This window comes from Blastococcus sp. SYSU D00669 (genome assembly GCF_054050715.1).
The window spans coordinates 20,036-35,808 of the sequence record NZ_JBJGZV010000035.1 but is presented as its reverse complement, the minus strand read 5'-3'; the positions used below and the strand labels follow the sequence as shown (position 1 = coordinate 35,808).

Genomic DNA, 15,773 nt, shown 5'->3' with positions numbered 1-15,773 from the left:
TTGTGGGCAGCGCACGAACGCGTGCCGCCCGTCAGCTGTCGGCGAGGCAGCTCGCGCAGGTGCCGAAGACCTCGACCTGGTGCTGGACGTCGGCGAAGCCGTGCTCGGCGGCGATCCGGGCGGCCCACCGCTCGACCGGTGGGTCGGCGACCTCGACGGTCCGCCCGCAGGACCGGCACACGAGATGGTGGTGGTGCGCGGGGGAGCAGCGCCGGTAGACGGCCTCGCCGTCGTCGCTGCGCAGGACGTCGACCAGGCCGTCGTCCACCAGGGCCTGCAGCGCGCGGTACACCGTCGCCAGCCCCACGCCGTCGCCGCGCTGCCGCAGGAGGGCGTGCAGGTCCTGGGCGCTGCGGAAGCCGTCGAGCTCCTCCAGCAGGGCCTGGACGGCGGTGCGCTGGCGGGTGGGGCGCCGGCGCGAGGCGCCGTCGACCCCGGCCGCGGTCACGGCGTCCCCGCCCGTCCGGCCGGCGGCGCTTCGGCGTGCGCGCCGTGCTCGTCGTAGTGCACGCCGGCGCCGGTCCGGTGCGGGGCGTGCAGGTGGCCGTCGTGGTCGTAGTCGACGTGGTCCTCGTGCAGCACCGGCCGGTGCCCGCAGCCCTCGCCGTGCTCGTGCGGGTGGGCCGCGTGCACGTCGGCGCGGCGGCGGTGGCGGCGGCGGGCCGTGGCGTCGCGCAGCGCCACCGCGGCGGTGACGACCAGGAACAGCGCGATGGCCAGCAGCACGATCGTGCCGCCCGACGGCGCCCCCGCGTAGTACGACGCCGTCGTCCCGGCGACGCTGACCACCAGGCCGATGCCGCACGCCAGGTACAGCGTGCGGCGGAAGCTGCGCCCGACCAGCTGAGCCACGGCCGCGGGCAGGATCATCAGCGCGCTGATCAGCAGCAGCCCGACCACCCGCATCGAGAGGACGACGGTCGCCGCCACCAGCGCGGCGAGCACGATGTTCAGCGCGAGCACCGGCAGCCCCACCGCGCGGGCGTACTCCTCGTCGTCACTGACCGCGTACAGCCGCTGCCCGAGCAGCCACACCACGCCCAGCACCAGCACCGTGATGACGGCGAACACCGCGACGTCGGCGGCCGTCGTGGTGGTGATGGCGCCGAAGAGGTATGCCTCGAGGTTGGTCGCCTGCCCCCGCGGGGCGAGGCTGAGCAGGACCACGCCGCCGGCGATGCCGCCGTAGAACAGGACGGCGAGCGCGACGTCGCCGCTGGTGCGGCCGCGGGCGCGGACCAGCTCGATGAGCACCGCTCCCAGCACCGCCGCGACCAGGGCCGTGCCCACCGGCGCGGTCGAGGTCAGCACGCCCAGCGCGACACCGGTGAGCGCGACGTGGCCCAGGCCGTCGCCCAGCAGCGACAGCCGGCGCTGGACGAGGAACACGCCGACCGCCGGCGCCACCAGGCCGACCATCAGGGAAGCGAGCAGCGCCCGCTGCATGAAGCCGTACTCGAGGATGTCCACGTCAGCGCTCCCCTCGGGCGTGCGGCGTCACGCGCGGCTGGTCGAGCCGGTACCCGGCGGCCGGCGCCTGCTCCGGCTCGTCGGCGTGGTGGTGCCCCGCCCCGGAGTACGGCTCGGCGCCGGCGAGCGGCCCGTCGAAGCAGACGCGGCCGTGGTCGACCACCACGGCACGGGTCAGCACCCCGGCGAGCGGGCCGGCCTCGTGGGTCACCACGACCAGCGTCGTCCCGGTGGCCGACACCCCGGCCAGGACGGCGGCCAGCGCCTCCTGGCTGGCGGCGTCCACGCCCGCGGTCGGCTCGTCCATGATCAGCAGCTCGGGCTCGGCGGCCAGCGCGCGGGCGACCAGCACCCGGCGCTGCTGCCCGCCGGACAGCGACGCCACCGGGTCGCCGAGCCGGTCGGCGAGCCCGACCGCCTCGACGGCCCGGGCCACGGCCTCGCGGTCGGCCGCGCCGAGGCGGCGGAACAGGCCGAGGCGGGCCAGCCGCCCGACGCCCACCACCTCGCGGACCGTCGCCGGCACCGCGCCGCTCACGGTGTGCCGCTGCGGGACGTAGCCGACGCGGCCGCGGTCGGCCAGCCGGCCGACGGGGGAGCCGAGCAGGGCGACCTCGCCGCCGAGCACGGTCGCCAGCCCCAGCAGGCCGCGGGCCAGCGTGGTCTTGCCCGACCCGTTCGAGCCGAGCACGGCCACCGCCTCGCCGTGCCCCACCTCCAGGTCGACGTTGCGGACGATCGGCACGTCGCCGTAGCCGATCGTCACGTCGCGCAGCCGGATGGCCGGCCCGCGGTCTGCCGCGCTCACGTGCAGGACTGGCCTTCCCGGAGCGTGGCGAGGTTGGCCTGCATGACCGCGACGTAGTCGTCGCCGGCCGACTCGTCGGTCAGCCCCTCGAGCGGGTCGAGGACGGCGGTCCGCGCGCCGGCCTCGTCGGCGACGGTCTCGGCCACGGCGGGGTCGACCAGCGTCTCGGTGTACACCGTCGTGACGCCCCGCTCGGCGACGAGCGCGGAGATCTCGGCGAGCTGGGCGGGATCGGGCTCCTGCGAGGGGCTGAGCCCGCTGATGCCGACCACGTCGAGACCGTAGCGGTCGGCGAGGTAGCCGAAGGCGTCGTGCCCGGTGACCAGGGTGGTCACCGCGCAGTTCGCCAGCCCCTGCGCCAGCTCGCCGTCCAGGGCCTCGAGCTCGGTGCGCAGCGCGGCGGCGTTCTCCTCGTACGTCGCGGCGCCGTCGGGGTCCAGCTCGGCCAGCCGGTCGGCCAGCGCGTCGCCGACGTCGGCCAGCCGCAGCGGGTCGAGCCAGAAGTGCGGGTCGACGGCCGGCTCGTCGTCGTGCGGGTCGGCGTCGCCGGCCGCCTCCTCGTGGCCGTCCGCCTCCTCGTGTGAGTGCTCGCCGGTGATCAGGTCGGCGTACCGCCCGGCGTCCCAGGCGGAGTCGCCGGCCTCGTTCTCGGCCGCCTCGTCCAGCGCCGGCTGGAACCCGTCGAGGTAGACGAGCAGGTCGGCGTCGGCGACCGCGCCGACGTCCTGCGGCGAGAGCTCGAGGTCGTGCGGCTCGGCGCCCGACGGGGTCAGCGACGACACCGAGACGCGGTCGCCGCTGACCTGCTGGGTCGCCCACTCCAGGGGGTAGAAGCCGGCGACCACCGTCAGCCCGCCGCCGCCGCCCCCGCCGTCCTGGCCGTCGCTGCCGCACGCCGCCACCGCCACGGCGGCCGCCGCCGCCGCGACCACCCCGACGCTCCGCGTCCACCTCATCATGAGAATCATTCTCGCATAGCGTCGGGAGGCCGGGCGACCCGGTCGTCAGCGGGCGGCGGCGAGCGCCTGGGCGAGCGAGGTGGGGGTCCGGCCGAGCAGCCCCGCCAGGTCGTCCCCCTCGACGAACAGCTCGCCCGCGGCCGCGCCGCGGTCGCCGTCGGCGATCCCCGCCGCGGCCCCCTCGGGCAGGCCGGCGCCGACGAGGACCTCCCGGTACGTGTCCACCGGGACGTCGGTGTACGACACGTCCCGGCCGGTGGCCGCGGACACCGCCGCGGCGAGCTCGGCCATCGTGAAACCCGCGCCGCCGAGCTCGTAGACGGTGTTCTCGTGCCCCTCCGTGGCGAGCACCGCGGCCGCGGCCCCGGCGTAGTCGGCGCGCGTGGCGGCGCTGATCCGGCCATCGCGCGCGGCGCCGACGACCCCGTGCTCGAGGTAGGTGGGCAGCTGGGGCGTGTAGTTCTCCAGGTACCAGCTGTTGCGGAGGAACACCCAGGGCACGCCCGAGTCCCGCAGCAGCTGCTCGGTCGCCCGGTGGTCCTGCGCGAGCAGCAGCGTGGACGTGTCGGCGTTCGCGATGCTCGTGTAGGCGATCAGCCGCACCCCGGCGTCCGCCGCCGCGGCGATCACGCGGGCGTGCTGCGCCACGCGCACGCCGGGCTCGCTGCCCGAGACCAGCAGCAGCCGCTCCCCGCCGGCGAAGGCGGCGGCCAGCGAGGCCGGGTCGTCGAAGTCGGCGCGGCGGACGGCCACGCCGCGCTGCTCGAGGTCGGTGAGCCGCTCGACGCGGCGGCCGGTGGCGACGACCTCGGCGGCAGGGACCCCACGGTCCAGCAGGGCCTCGACGACCAGGCGGCCCAGGTGGCCGGTGGCGCCGGTGACGACGATCGACATGCGCGGTTCTCCTCCCGGACCGCGTCCCTCGCGGCCCGGACACCCGAACCGGGAGGATGGGGGCCCGCTTCCCGTGGGAGAGCAGGCACTTCGAAGTGCGGTAGGTACCCGGAGGAGAGTGACCAGGTGAGCGCCGAGTTGGACCCGTACGCGGCGGACTGCCCGAGCCGGCAGGTGCTCGACCGGATCGGTGACCGGTGGACGGTGCTGATCCTGCTGGAGCTGTCCGGCGGCTCCCGGCGCTTCACCGAGCTGGCCCGGCGGATCGGCGGGATCAGCCAGAAGATGCTCACCCAGACGCTGCGCGGGCTGGAGCGCGACGGGCTGGTCACGCGCACGGTGCAGGCCAGCGTGCCGGTGCGCGTCGACTACCAGCTGACCGACCTGGGGCGGACGCTGTCCGGTCCCATCGCCGCGCTCGAGGACTGGACGCGCGCTCACTTCGCCGACGTCGTCGCGGCCCGGGAGGGCTACGACCGCCGGCAGGCCTGATCCGGCGTCAGCGGTGCGGCGTCAGGAGTGCGGCGTCAGCAGCGGCAGCCGGTCGGCCGCCGCGGCGGCGTCGACCGCCGGGCGAGGGGACGGCACGAGGTCGAGCACCATCCGCGTCGGGGCGAAGGCCTCCGCGTAGCCGATGCGCGCGTGCGCGCCCCAGTGCCGGGCCGAGGCCACGACGGCGTCGGGCTCGACCATCGCGGACAGGTCGACCTGCGAGGCGTGGCAGCGCAGGGCGGCCAGCTTGCCGGACAGGTGCGCGGTGACGTCGACGAAGACGGTCGGCGTGAACGTGAGCGTCGACGGGCTCTGGTAGTGCAGGACCCGGGGCAGCCGCCGGGCCGCGGCCAGGGTGGCCGCGGCGACCGTGCGGTGGTCCTGGTGGCTGTCGTCGGGGGCGTGCACGTACACCAGCTCGGCCTCGACGTCGCGCAGCACCTGCTCCACGACGTCGACGGTGCCGCTGTCGTTGGGGACGGCGCAGTCGCGCAGCCCGCCCCAGCGCAGGTCGGCGCCGAGGGTGCGGGCGGCCGCGATCTGCTCGGCGCGGCGGCCGACGACCTGCCCGGCGTCGCCGGGGCCGTTCTCGCCGCCGGTGACGACCAGCATGGTCACGCGGTCGCCGGCGGCGGCGTGGGCCAGCAGCGTCGCCCCGCAGCCGAGCTCGATGTCGTCGGGGTGGGCCCCGATGGCCAGCACGCTACGCATTCCCGTCCTCCTGCTCCGAGCTGGTCCGCCCGCCGGCGAGCCGCGTGCGGGCCCGCCGGACGAGCAGTGCGCCGACGACGGCAGCGCCGGCCAGCGCGAGCGCCGGGGCGGTGTCGTTGCCCTCGGCGGGCATCTGGGTCTCGTCCGGGCACGCGGGCGCGCGGCCCGGTGCGATGTACACGGCGTTGCCGTCGAGCACCCACAGCGCGCCGACGAAGGTGATCCGCACGCTGACGACGCCGTGGTGGGTGCCGGGCGCGAACGAGGTCGGCTGCCGGTCGCGCGCCAGCAGCACCGTGTTGTCCGCGCCGAGCGGGATCGTGACCGTGTCCCGGTAGGTGCTCGTGTAGCCGAGCACCGCGGTGTACTCGCGGTCGTCCTCCTGCTCGATGCAGTCGACGATCGGGACCACCTCGCCGGTGTCCGGCGTCGGCGTGGGGGTCGGCGTGGGCGTGGGGGTCGGCGTGCTCGTGGTGCACCGCGGCGAGCTGCTCGCGCTCGCCGTCACGGTGTCGCCGTCCAGGGTCCAGCTGACGCTGCCGCTGGAGACGGTGACCGAGAAGACGCGGTGGAAGGTGCCCGACTTGAACGTGGTCGGCTGGTCGCCGTCGTACCGGCTCGGCGAGATGCGGTTGGCCGCGCCGAGCGAGACGTGCTCGGTCGCCGTCCCGGTGTTCCCGTGGCCGAACCACGCGGTGAACCCGCCGCGGCCGTCGGGGGCGACGCAGCTCAGCAGCGGGACGACGTCGCCGTGCCCGGGCGTGTAGCCCGGGGTGGCCGCGGCGGTGCCGGGGAGGACGAGGACGACGGCGGTGGTGAGGGCGCCGACGAGCGCCGCGGCGCGCGTGCGCCACCCGGCTTGCAGCGTCGCCCTGCGCGTGCCGTCCACCTGCGTCCCCGAGTCCCGGGCGACGATCGCCCGACCCCCTCCCATCGGCATCCCGCCCCGATCGCTGGACACCCGGACGGGGGGTGCCCCCCGAAGGGGTCAGGCGGGGACGCCGGCCAGCTCGGCGAGGACCAGCTCCGCCGCGGCGGGGAACGAGCGGGTGACGGCCGCGGCGCGCGGGTCGTCGGCCGCGCCGGCGTGCTCGCCCTGCCGGACGCGGATGGCGCGGGCGCCCACGGCCGCGGCGACGGCGACGTCCTTGCCCGGCCGGTCGCCGATCACCAGCAGCCGGTCGGCGGGCACGCCGAGCCGCTCGGCGACGGCGAGCAGCCCGGCCGGGTGCGGCTTGCGCAGCTGCCGCCCGCCGAGCGCGTCGGTGACGACGACGACCGGCAGCAGGTCGCCCAGGCCGGTCGCGGCCAGCTTCGCCGCCTGGATGACGGGGTTGCCGTCGGTCAGGCAGGCGAGCGGGGCCGCGGCCGCCAGCGCCGCCAGCGCCGCGCGGACGCCGGGGTACGGGTCGAGCCGCTCGGGCTCGTGGCCGGTGAAGGCGGCGACCAGGCCGGGCACCAGCGCCGGCAGGTCGCCGGCCGGCACCCCGGCGGCGAGCAGGGCCCGGTCGATGGTGCCGCCGGTGTCGGAGCCGGCGGCCAGCTCGGCGGCGAGCGCCGCGTGCACCGCGGCGCCGTCCAGGCCCGCCGCGGCCGCCGCCCCGCCGACCGCGGCGGCGGCCCCGGCCAGGTAGTCGGCCTGCGGGTAGAGGGTGTCGTCGAGGTCGACGACCACCCCGAGCGGGGCGCTCACCAGGGCAGCCGCCCGTCGGTGAAGTCCGGTTCGGGCAGCGCGAGCAGCCGGTCGGTGGCCGGGTCGGCCAGGACCTCGGCCATGCGCAGGCCGGAGCTGCCGTCGCCGTACGGGCAGGGCAGCGCGGCGGCGCGCTGCTGGGCCTCCGGGCGGGTGTGCGCCTCGGCGGCGGCGAGCACGGCGGCAGCCGCACCGTCGTCGGCGAGGGTGGCCAGCGTCGTCGTCCCCGCCTCGACCCCCTCCCACCGCGGGGTGGAGCCGCGCAGCACGACCACCGGGACGCCGAGGTGGGCGGCCTCCTCCTGGATGCCGCCGGAGTCGGTGACCGCCAGCCGCGCCGACCCGAGGGCGGCGAGCAGGGCGTCGTAGTCAGCCGGGCCGGTGAGCGTCACGCCGGGGTGGTCGGCCAGCTCGAGGGTCAGCCCCTCGTCGGCCAGCCGCTTGGCGGTGCGCGGGTGCACCGGGAAGGTGACCGGCCCGATGCGGTCGGCCAGCTGCTGGACGACGGCGACCAGCCGGCGCAGCCGCACCGGGTCGTCGACGTTGGTCGGCCGGTGCGCGGTGACCAGCACGCCGGCCCGCTCGCCGACCGGCGTCGGGCGGACCCCGCGGGCCACGAGCGTGTCGATCGCCGGGTTGCCGACGACGAACACCCGCTCGTCCGGCACCCCCTCGCCGGCGAGGAAGGCGGCGGCGCGCTCGGTCGGCGCGAAGTGCAGCTGCGCCGCCGCGGCGGCCACCCGCCGGTTGACCTCCTCGACGCTGCGCGGGTTGAAGCTGCGCAGGCCGGCCTCGACGTGCGCGAACGGCACCCCGGCGGCGCGGGCGGCGAGCGCGTACGCCGGCACCGTGTTGGTGTCGCCGAGGGCGAGCACCAGGTCGGGGGCGAACCGCCGGACCGCGGTAGCGGCGTCGGCGAACAGCGCCCCGGTGCGCACTGCCGGCTCGGCGGGCAGCGCGAAGCGGTGCGTCACCGCCAGGCCCAGCGCCTCCTGCAGGCCCGAGCTCATCGCCGGGTCGGTGTGCTGGCCGGTGTCGACCACGGTGACCCGGTGCCCGGCGGCCGACAGCGCGGCCACCACGGGGGCCAGCTTGACCACCTCGGGGCGGGTGCCGAAGGGCACGAGCACGTGCCGGCTGCGGGTCACGCGGTCACCGCCGGGGTGCACGGGTCGGCCACGGGGGCGCCGTCCTCGCTCGAGTACGTCTCGGCGAAGTAACGGCTCATCCGCACACCGGGGCGGAACGGCAGCTCCGGCAGCGCCGCGCCGGGGTCGCGGACCCCGGCCAGGTAGGTCCCGACGACGTCGGCGCCCGCCGCGAGGGTCAGCGGCAGGCCGCCGGAGAAGCGCGGGTTGACCTCCACGACGGTGACGGCGCCGTCGTCGTCCACGAAGCCCTGCACGTTGGCCGGGCCGGTCAACCCGACCGCGGCGAGCGCGGCGGCGACGGTGGCGGTCACGGCGGGGGAGCCGAACGTCGTCCCCTTCACCGAGATGCCGGCCTTGGTCTCGTCCCGCCAGCGGGGGACGACGGCCAGCACCCGGCCGTCGCGGGCGACGAGCGCGTCGGCGGTGAACTCCCGGCCGTCGAGCCGGCGCTGGACGATCAGCCCGGGGTCGGCGTGCAGCGCGGCGACCACGGTCCGGCGGTCGTCGAGGGCCTGCACCCCGCGGCTGCCGCGGCCCGAGCGCGGCTTGACGATCCACGGGCCGGGCACCGCCGCGACCCCCGCGAGGTCGTGCGCGGTCTCCGGGTGCGGCACGCCGGCGGCGTGCAGGCGGGCGGCGAAGGCGGCCTTGTCGCAGCACACGTCGACGGCGTCCGGGGTCGGCAGCCAGGTGCCCACCCCGGCGGCGGACAGCCGGGCGGCGCCGGCGGCCAGGGCCGGCAGCTCCTCGGCGACGGTCGGCACGAGCGCGTCGGCGCCGTACCGCGCGCAGGCGCCCAGCAGCGCGTCGACGAACCCGGGGGCGTCGGCGCGGGGGACGACGAGCCCGACGTCGGCCAGGGCCGGCCCCGCGGCGGCCGGGTCGGCGTCGACGGCGACCACGCGGGAGCCGAGCGCGACGAGCCGGCGGACGACGGCGACCCCCGCGGGACCGCCGGCGCCGGTCACGAGGACCGCCGGCGGCCGGTCGGGCCACGCCGCGACCGGCGGCGCGGGCAGGAGGGGCGGGGAGAGGGTCATCAGAGGTCCCTGGGGTCGATCGGAACGGGTCGGGTGTCGTGGAACGGGACGGGGCCCGCCACCAGCTCCGCGGTGAGGCGGGCGTAGCGGCGGGCGGGGTCGGGCGGGGGCGCCGGCGCGGGCGGCGCGGCGGTGCGCGGGAACAGCCAGCCGCGCGCCCACAGGCGCAGCGCGGCGACGCGGTCGTTGACCACCGGCTCCCACTGCCGGGCGGCCACCGCCTCGGCCAGGGCGTCGAGCACGCGGGTGTCCTGCTCGTACGTGGCGACGGCGAGCAGGGTCGCGGTGTGCGCGCCGAGCCCGTCGGCGGCGAGGTCGCGCACGCGGGCGATCCGCTGCGCGGCCGGCAGGTGGCCCAGCCGGTAGTCGATCCGGCCGGCCTCCCGGCGGGCGGCCAGCCGGCGCGACACCGCGCCGGGGAGGAGGAAGCGGTGGACCAGGCTGGTCAGGGTGCGGCGCCGGGTCGGGACGGCCTCGTCGAGCTCGGGCAGCCGGTAGCCCAGGCCGGGGCGCGCCCAGCTGCTCGGCCGGCGGGCGGTGTGGTGGCCGGCCACGTTCTGCTCGGCGCGCTCGGCGGCCGGCAGGGTCAGGCAGACCATGAGCAGGAAGCCGACCAGCGTGGACGCGAACGTCCAGATCGTGCCCACCCAGTCGTGGAACAGCACGAGCGCGCCGTGGCCCCACCACAGCCCGGCGAGGGTCGAGACGACCAGCCGCACGTCGTTGAGCAGGACGACGCCGGCGACGGCGGCGGCCAGGCCGGCGAGGGCGTGCAGCCGGCGGCTGCGCAGCACGGTGAGGGTGAGCGCGGTCAGCCCCAGCACCGAGAGGACCGCCGAGCACGACGCGGTGACCTCGGCGTTGAGCAGCTCGCCGTCGTCGCGGAAGACGAGGATCCGCCCGGGCAGGACGTCGGAGACCTGGTCGACGCCGACCAGATTCAGGAAGCCCGCGACCCACCGCGCCTCGTGCACCTGGAACCAGCCGGCGAGGTAGCGGTAGCCGGCCACGCAGACCGCGGCGGCCAGCAGCAGCTCGGCGGTCACCGACAGCCGTCGCCGTCCGCCCCCGGTGCGCCACGGCCGCCGCCGGCGGGTGTCCACCCGGATCGTCACCGGCTGCTCACCGCCATCTGCTTCGGCGTGACCGTCGAGACCGACCCGGACCGGGTGGTCTTCACCCAGGTGTAGGGGCGGCCGAGCATGCCGTCGACGTACGCGCGGGTGGTGATCCAGATCGACAGCGCGAAGGCCGGGAGGAAGCCGAGCAGCGACCAGGCCGCCCGGCGCTCCACCCGGCCGACGAGCAGGCCCACGGAGAGCTCGGCGAGCGGGCCGACGAACAGCAGCATCGACAGCGGCAGCAGGCCGATGATCGGCTGGTCACCGATGCCGAAGGCGCGCAGGACGCTCAGCAGGACGCCGAGACCGGTCAGGACCGGCACGTGGTAGCCGAGCAGGAACATCATCGACTCGCCCTTCTCCACGAGGGAGAGGTGGGGCGAGCGGACGATGGGCTTCCAGTGGTCGCGGAAGCACTTCTGGTGGCCGCGGGCCCAGCGGTAGCGCTGCGTCCAGAACCGGCGGGCGCTGATCACCGCCTCCTCGTAGTCGACCGCGGAGACGTCGTAGCGGACCCGCTCCCCGCGCAGCAGCACCCGCAACGTGAGGTCGGTGTCCTCGGTGACGGTGTGCGGGTTCCAGCCGCCGAGCTCGCGCAGCGTGGACATCCGCACCGCGCAGTTGGCGCCGCCGTAGGCGGGCAGCTCGAACATCGCCTGGCGGCCGTACTCGTTGACCAGGTACCCCGACAGGAAGTCGACGAAGACCGTCGTGGCCATCGTCGACTCGTGCCCGTTGCGGATGATGCAGCGGCCCATGACGGCGCCGACCGAGGGGTCGCGGAAGTGCCGCACCAGCCGCCGCAGCACGTAGGGGTCGGGCTCGTGGTCGGCGTCGAAGACCAGGACGACCTCGGCGTCCACGCCGGCGAGGGCGTCGTTCAGAGCCCCGGACTTGCCGCCGCCCGCGCCGGGCCGGCGGTGCAGCACCTTGAGCCGCGCGTCGGCGGCCGCCCGGCGGTCGAGGATCTCGCCGGTGCGGTCGTCGGAGCCGTCGTCGACGACGACGAGGGTCAGCCGGTCGGCCGGGTAGTCCAGCGCCAGCAGCGCGGTGACCATGCCGTCGACGACCAGTTCCTCGTTCTTGCAGCCGACGAAGACGGCGACCGGCGGGGCCCAGCCGTCGAGGTCGACGTCGGCGGCGAGCAGATCGGCCCCGGCCCAGCGGGCGGCGGAGACGGCGAAGGCCAGGTGCCGGAAGAAGTAGAGCGCGAAGACGACGTTGAGGGCTCCGGCGAGGGAGCCCAGGACGGGGTCGACGCCGAACGCGGCGCAGGTGGCGGCGAGCGCGACCGCGTAGAGGGCCAGGGCGAGCCGGTGGCCACCGGGCCGGTCGCCCTGGGCAGGGGACGTCGGCATCGCCGTTCCACCCCCTCTCGCCGGTCCGGACGCAGGCCCCTGCGTCACCTGTACGGGTGATCGGCAGCAACCCGCCGTGGCTGTAGTGACTCGTGAGAACCTCCGGTCGTGGACCGGGAGGACGTGGTGCGGTGGGTCGCGGAGTACGAGCGCGCCTGGCGGGCGGGCGACCTCGACGCGGTGCCCCGGCTGTTCACCGAGGGCGCCCGCTACCGGGTCTCGCCCTACGCCGACCCGCCGAAGGTCGGGCACGCGGACATCCAGGCGTTCTGGCGCGACGACGAGGGGGTCCCGTTCACCGTGTCCGCCGAACCGGTCGCGGTGGAGGGGCGGGACGCGGTCGTCCGGCTCGAGGTGCGGTACGGGGACCCCGTGACCCAGGAGTACCGCGACCTCTGGGTGCTGCGCTTCGCCGACGACGGGCGGGTCGAGGCGTTCGAGGAGTGGGCGTACTGGCCGGGCGAGCCCTACACCGCGTCGGGCGACGCGGCGCCGGCGGCGGAGGGCGGCGTGCGGGTCCGCCGGGTGACCGCCGACCTGCAGGTGGCCGACATCGCGGCGGCCAAGGCGTTCTACACCGACTACCTGGGGCTGAGCACCGTGGAGTTCGACCTGGGCTGGGTGGCGCGCTTCACCTCGCCGGACACCGGGGCGCACCTCCAGCTGGTCACCCGGGACGCGAGCGCCCCGGAGAACCCGGTCGTCTCCCTGCACGTGGACGACGTCGACGGCGCCCACGCGCGGGCCCGGGACCTCGGCTACGAGATCGTGCACCCCCTGACCACCGAGGCCTGGGGCGTGCGCCGGTTCTTCGTGCGGGCACCGGACGGCACCGTCGTCAACGTGGTGAGCCACCGCGAGTGACGTGGCGTCCCCACGGGCACCTGCGGTCGGCGAGGGTCGCTGGTCCGAGCGCCGCGGGCCTAGGGTGCGGGGATGGGTGGCGGCCCCGACCGGGCGGACCGGTCCGAGCAGAGCGAGGAGACCCAGCGGCCGGCGCCGGCGTCCGGGAGCGGTCCCGACGGCGGGGGAGCGGTGCACAACCTCGGCAAGATCATGGGGCAGGTGGCCCGCTCGCTGCAGGAGGAGCACGGCGACGTCGAGGCGATGCTGGGGGCGATCACCGCCGCGGCGGTGCACTCGGTGCCCGGCACCGACGAGTGCGGCATCACGCTCGTCGTCGAGCGCCGGCAGGTGGAGTCGCGCGCGCCCACCGGTGACCTGCCGCGCGAGATCGACCGGCTCCAGGACCGGCTCGGCGAGGGCCCCTGCCTCGACGCGGTCTGGAAGCAGAAGACCGTGTGCATCGAGGACATCCACAGCGAGGACCGGTGGCCGCGGTTCGCCGCCGAGGCCGCCGGCACCGGCATGGGGAGCATGCTGTCCTTCCAGCTGTTCGTCACCGGCAGCACGCTCGGTGCCCTGAACCTCTACGCCCGGGGCGCGCACTCCTTCGACGAGGAGTCCGAGTCCATCGGGCTGGTGTTGGCCAGTCACGCCGCCATCGCGCTGTCCGGCGCGCAGCAGGAAGAGCACCTGCGCGGCGCCATCGCCAGCCGGGACGTGATCGGGCAGGCGAAGGGCATCCTGATGGAGCGCTACAAGATCACCGGGGACGAGGCCTTCCGGCTCCTGGTCGCCTCCTCGTCACGCGCCAACCGCAAGCTGGTCGACATCGCCCAGCAGCTGTGCGCCACCGGGGCGCTGCCGGAGCGGTCCCGCGGTCGAGGGGAGAGCGGGCGCTGACCGGGGCGGGGCCGCGAGACCGTGGACTACAGCTCTCCGGTGTAGATGACGCTCTCGGCGATCTTGCACTGCTTGACTTTCTCCAGGTTCGTGGCCCGCGCCTCGGCCGCCCGGAGCTGCCCGGGCGAGAACCCGGCCCTGTCCGCAGCCGGACCGACGCGGAGCCGCTCCGTCCGCCGGCGGTCGGCCGCGCGCTGCCGCTCCGCGGCGGCCTGCTCGCGCAGCACCTGCGCCCGGCTGCGCACCGAGCGCGCCCAGTCCTGTGCCGCTCCGGATGACACGACCGCGATGCGGTCGCTCAGCCGCTGGCGGTCCTCGACCGCCCGCTGCTCAGCGGTCATGACGCCGACGATCACCACCGACCGGGCTGTTCACCCACCGCCGTCGTCAGGGGGGAGGGAGGAGACCGACCCGCCGGTACTCCTCCTCGATGACGTCGTAGCAGTCGCAGGACGCCTCGTGGAGGCGCTCGGGGTCGAGGATCCGCATCTTCCCGCGGCTGTAGCGGATCAGCCCGGCCTGCTGCAGGACTCCGGCGGTGAGGGAGACCGTGCCACGCCGCACCCCGAGCATCTGGGCGAGGAACTCCTGGGTGAGGGTGAACTCGTCGGCTCCGACCCGGTCGCGGGTCTGCAGCAGCCAGCGGGCGCAGCGCTCCTCGGTGGTGTGCAGCCGGTTGCAGGCGACGCCCTGCGAGAGCTGGACCACGGTGGCCTGGGTGTAGGAGTGCAGCAGGTTGTGGAGCGCGCCGTCGTTCTGGAGCACCTTCCGCAGGCGGTGGGTCGGCAGGCACATGGCGTGGCCCTCGACCTGCGCGAAGCAGTCGTGCGGGCTGGTGGCCGTGCCGAGGAAGGCCGGCAGGCCGGACATGCCCTCGTTGCCGATGGTGGCCACCTCGACGGCGGCCTCGCCCTCGACGGTGGCCACCAGGGAGAGGACCGCGTCGACGGGGAAGTAGACCGCGTCGATGTCGCCGTTGCGCGAGTAGACGTGGTCGCGGATCTCGAGCGCGACCGGTTCCATCGCCTCGCTCAGGCGGTCGTACTCCCGGTCGGGCAGCGCGCCGAGGATCAGGTTGCGCCGCGGGTCGAGCGGCTCGGAGGACTGCGGAGGCCGCCGGTCCGGCTGCGGTGGTGGGGACAAGGTGCGGCTCCCGGGGTCGGGGGCGGTCCTCCCTGGGCTCGGGAGCGCGGCAGGGCTCGTCCCGGTCAGACCGGGACGGGGCCGAGGTCGAAGCGGACCCAGGGCGGCAGCGGCACGGTCAGCAGCTCGGCGGCGCCCGGGGCCATCGTGTAGGCGGTGATCGCCGGGGCGATCAGCCGGAGGGGCAGGACGTGCTCGACGCAGCCGGTGGCCAGCGCGGCGTTCGGCATCCCCGGCGCCGCCGCCTCGGCGGGGTCCTGCACGAGCACCCGGCCGCCCGCCTGCCGGACCGCGCGGGCACCGGCGGCGCCGTCGGCGAGCCGGCCGGTCAGCACGACCGCGAGCACGCCCGGGCCGTGGGCCTGCGCGGCGGAGGCCAGGAGGCGGTCGGCGCACTCGACGGTCGGAGCCGGCTGCAGGCGCAGTCCGCCGTCGGGGGTGAGGTCGGCGGTGGTCGCCGGCGGCAGGACGCTGACTCCCGGGAGCAGCACCCCGGAGGCGGCCGCGCGCACCGGCAGCGCGGCGCCCCGCGCCAGCAGCGGCGGGAGCAGATCGCTCACCTGGGCGGCGCGGTGCTGCACGATCAGCACCGGCACGGGCAGGGACGCCGGTAGCCCGGCGACCAGCGAGCGCAGGGCGGGCACCCCCCCGGTCGACGCCGCCAGCACGACGACCCGGAACGGCTGCCGCGGCTCGGCGGCGGCTCCCCCTGGCACCTCGCCGAGGGTACGCGTGTGTACGGCACCTGACACAGAGGTCGGCCACCGCCGATAACGCTGACCGGCGACGGCGTGGTGCCCCCGGCGGGATTCGAACCTGCGGCACACGGTTCAGGAAACCGGTTGAGGGTCTACCTGACCGGCACTCTTGGTCAGAGTTCCGGTTCTGACCTGCAGTGCTGCGATTGCCTGATGGGTGCTGTCGACGGGCCTCTACGAGAGTTCTGCTGACTGGCTGCTGACCAACCGGGTCCCCGCTCCGGGCGCGCGGCCGCACTCGGCGCAGCCGACTCCTTCCGCCCCGGCGTGCTCGCCGCTCCCTCCGGTAGGAGTGTTCCGCTGCCTTGGTCGCCGGAAGGGCGCTCCGCGTCCCTTGGGATGGGCCTTCGGCCCACCCTTCCCCCGACCGGCGACAACCGGAGGGACGCTGGTCATCGGGACCGGACAGGGTTACGGGCACGCGGGGGC

At 76.2% G+C, this 15,773-nt stretch carries 18 protein-coding genes; 3 read left to right on the top strand and 15 right to left on the bottom strand.

What is annotated here, in order from left to right; genetic code table 11:
- Nucleotides 1–31 precede the first annotated feature (31 nt).
- From ACI8AF_RS20985 to ACI8AF_RS20965, 5 genes are read right to left on the bottom strand one after another with little or no spacing between them, the layout of a single operon-like run.
- A complete protein-coding gene (locus ACI8AF_RS20985; protein ID WP_456541693.1) occupies nt 32–448 on the bottom strand; it encodes a Fur family transcriptional regulator in 417 nt (138 codons plus the stop codon).
- Nucleotides 445–1,470, bottom strand: coding sequence for a metal ABC transporter permease (locus ACI8AF_RS20980; RefSeq protein ID WP_456541692.1), 1,026 nt, complete (start codon nt 1,468–1,470; stop codon nt 445–447). The genes ACI8AF_RS20985 and ACI8AF_RS20980 overlap by 4 nt, the downstream gene beginning before the upstream one ends.
- A 1-nt stretch (nt 1,471) precedes the next feature.
- Nucleotides 1,472–2,278 (bottom strand): metal ABC transporter ATP-binding protein, encoded by an 807-nt coding sequence (locus ACI8AF_RS20975; RefSeq protein WP_456541691.1) that lies wholly within the window; start codon nt 2,276–2,278, stop codon nt 1,472–1,474.
- Complete coding sequence (locus ACI8AF_RS20970) at nt 2,275–3,234, bottom strand: metal ABC transporter substrate-binding protein (RefSeq protein WP_456541690.1); 960 nt, start codon at nt 3,232–3,234, stop codon at nt 2,275–2,277. The genes ACI8AF_RS20975 and ACI8AF_RS20970 overlap by 4 nt, the downstream gene beginning before the upstream one ends.
- Before the next feature lie 48 nt (nt 3,235–3,282).
- Nucleotides 3,283–4,131 carry an SDR family oxidoreductase gene (locus ACI8AF_RS20965; protein ID WP_456541689.1) on the bottom strand — a complete coding sequence of 283 codons (849 nt, stop codon included), beginning with the start codon at nt 4,129–4,131 and terminating at the stop codon, nt 3,283–3,285.
- A 126-nt stretch (nt 4,132–4,257) separates the two neighbouring features.
- On the opposite strand from ACI8AF_RS20965, the gene ACI8AF_RS20960 reads away from it, so the two are divergent.
- Nucleotides 4,258–4,623 (top strand): winged helix-turn-helix transcriptional regulator, encoded by a 366-nt coding sequence (locus tag ACI8AF_RS20960; RefSeq protein ID WP_456541688.1) that lies wholly within the window; start codon nt 4,258–4,260, stop codon nt 4,621–4,623.
- 21 nt (nt 4,624–4,644) lie between these two features.
- Here the strand turns inward: ACI8AF_RS20960 and ACI8AF_RS20955 are convergent, their stop codons facing one another.
- The 7 genes from ACI8AF_RS20955 to ACI8AF_RS20925 are packed head-to-tail and all read right to left on the bottom strand — an operon-like array spanning nt 4,645 to nt 11,697.
- Nucleotides 4,645–5,334 carry a PIG-L deacetylase family protein gene (locus ACI8AF_RS20955; protein ID WP_456541687.1) on the bottom strand — a complete coding sequence of 230 codons (690 nt, stop codon included), beginning with the start codon at nt 5,332–5,334 and terminating at the stop codon, nt 4,645–4,647.
- Nucleotides 5,327–6,268: a hypothetical protein gene (locus ACI8AF_RS20950; protein ID WP_456541686.1), complete on the bottom strand. Its 942-nt coding sequence runs from the start codon at nt 6,266–6,268 to the stop codon at nt 5,327–5,329. The genes ACI8AF_RS20955 and ACI8AF_RS20950 overlap by 8 nt, the downstream gene beginning before the upstream one ends.
- A gap of 54 nt (nt 6,269–6,322) precedes the next feature.
- Nucleotides 6,323–7,027, bottom strand: coding sequence for an HAD family hydrolase (locus tag ACI8AF_RS20945; protein ID WP_456541685.1), 705 nt, complete (start codon nt 7,025–7,027; stop codon nt 6,323–6,325).
- Nucleotides 7,024–8,175, bottom strand: coding sequence for a non-hydrolyzing UDP-N-acetylglucosamine 2-epimerase (gene wecB, locus ACI8AF_RS20940; protein ID WP_456541684.1), 1,152 nt, complete (start codon nt 8,173–8,175; stop codon nt 7,024–7,026). Before wecB ends, ACI8AF_RS20945 begins: the two co-directional genes overlap by 4 nt.
- Nucleotides 8,172–9,218, bottom strand: coding sequence for an ATP-grasp domain-containing protein (locus ACI8AF_RS20935; protein ID WP_456541683.1), 1,047 nt, complete (start codon nt 9,216–9,218; stop codon nt 8,172–8,174). Before ACI8AF_RS20935 ends, wecB begins: the two co-directional genes overlap by 4 nt.
- A complete protein-coding gene (locus tag ACI8AF_RS20930; RefSeq protein ID WP_456541682.1) occupies nt 9,218–10,333 on the bottom strand; it encodes an exosortase/archaeosortase family protein in 1,116 nt (371 codons plus the stop codon). Before ACI8AF_RS20930 ends, ACI8AF_RS20935 begins: the two co-directional genes overlap by 1 nt.
- Nucleotides 10,330–11,697 (bottom strand): glycosyltransferase, encoded by a 1,368-nt coding sequence (locus ACI8AF_RS20925; protein WP_456541681.1) that lies wholly within the window; start codon nt 11,695–11,697, stop codon nt 10,330–10,332. Before ACI8AF_RS20925 ends, ACI8AF_RS20930 begins: the two co-directional genes overlap by 4 nt.
- A gap of 108 nt (nt 11,698–11,805) precedes the next feature.
- Between ACI8AF_RS20925 and ACI8AF_RS20920 the strand changes: the two genes are divergently transcribed.
- Both ACI8AF_RS20920 and ACI8AF_RS20915 read left to right on the top strand, forming a co-directional pair.
- Nucleotides 11,806–12,561: a VOC family protein gene (locus tag ACI8AF_RS20920; RefSeq protein ID WP_456541680.1), complete on the top strand. Its 756-nt coding sequence runs from the start codon at nt 11,806–11,808 to the stop codon at nt 12,559–12,561.
- A gap of 72 nt (nt 12,562–12,633) precedes the next feature.
- The gene (locus tag ACI8AF_RS20915; protein ID WP_456541679.1) at nt 12,634–13,443 is read left to right on the top strand and encodes a GAF and ANTAR domain-containing protein; all 810 of its coding nucleotides are present in this window, start codon (nt 12,634–12,636) and stop codon (nt 13,441–13,443) included.
- Nucleotides 13,444–13,469: 26 nt separating this feature from the next.
- On the opposite strand, the gene ACI8AF_RS20910 is transcribed toward ACI8AF_RS20915, so the two are convergent.
- The 3 genes from ACI8AF_RS20910 to ACI8AF_RS20900 all read right to left on the bottom strand — a co-directional run bounded on the left by ACI8AF_RS20910 (nt 13,470) and on the right by ACI8AF_RS20900 (nt 15,302).
- On the bottom strand, nt 13,470–13,784 hold the full coding sequence (locus ACI8AF_RS20910; RefSeq protein ID WP_456541678.1) for a hypothetical protein: 315 nt from the start codon (nt 13,782–13,784) through the stop codon (nt 13,470–13,472).
- A gap of 46 nt (nt 13,785–13,830) precedes the next feature.
- Nucleotides 13,831–14,586, bottom strand: a complete 756-nt coding sequence (locus ACI8AF_RS20905) for a Crp/Fnr family transcriptional regulator (protein WP_456541677.1) — start codon at nt 14,584–14,586, stop codon at nt 13,831–13,833.
- A 65-nt stretch (nt 14,587–14,651) separates the two neighbouring features.
- On the bottom strand, nt 14,652–15,302 hold the full coding sequence (locus tag ACI8AF_RS20900) for a chemotaxis protein CheB (protein WP_456541676.1): 651 nt from the start codon (nt 15,300–15,302) through the stop codon (nt 14,652–14,654).
- Nucleotides 15,303–15,773: the final 471 nt, after the last annotated feature.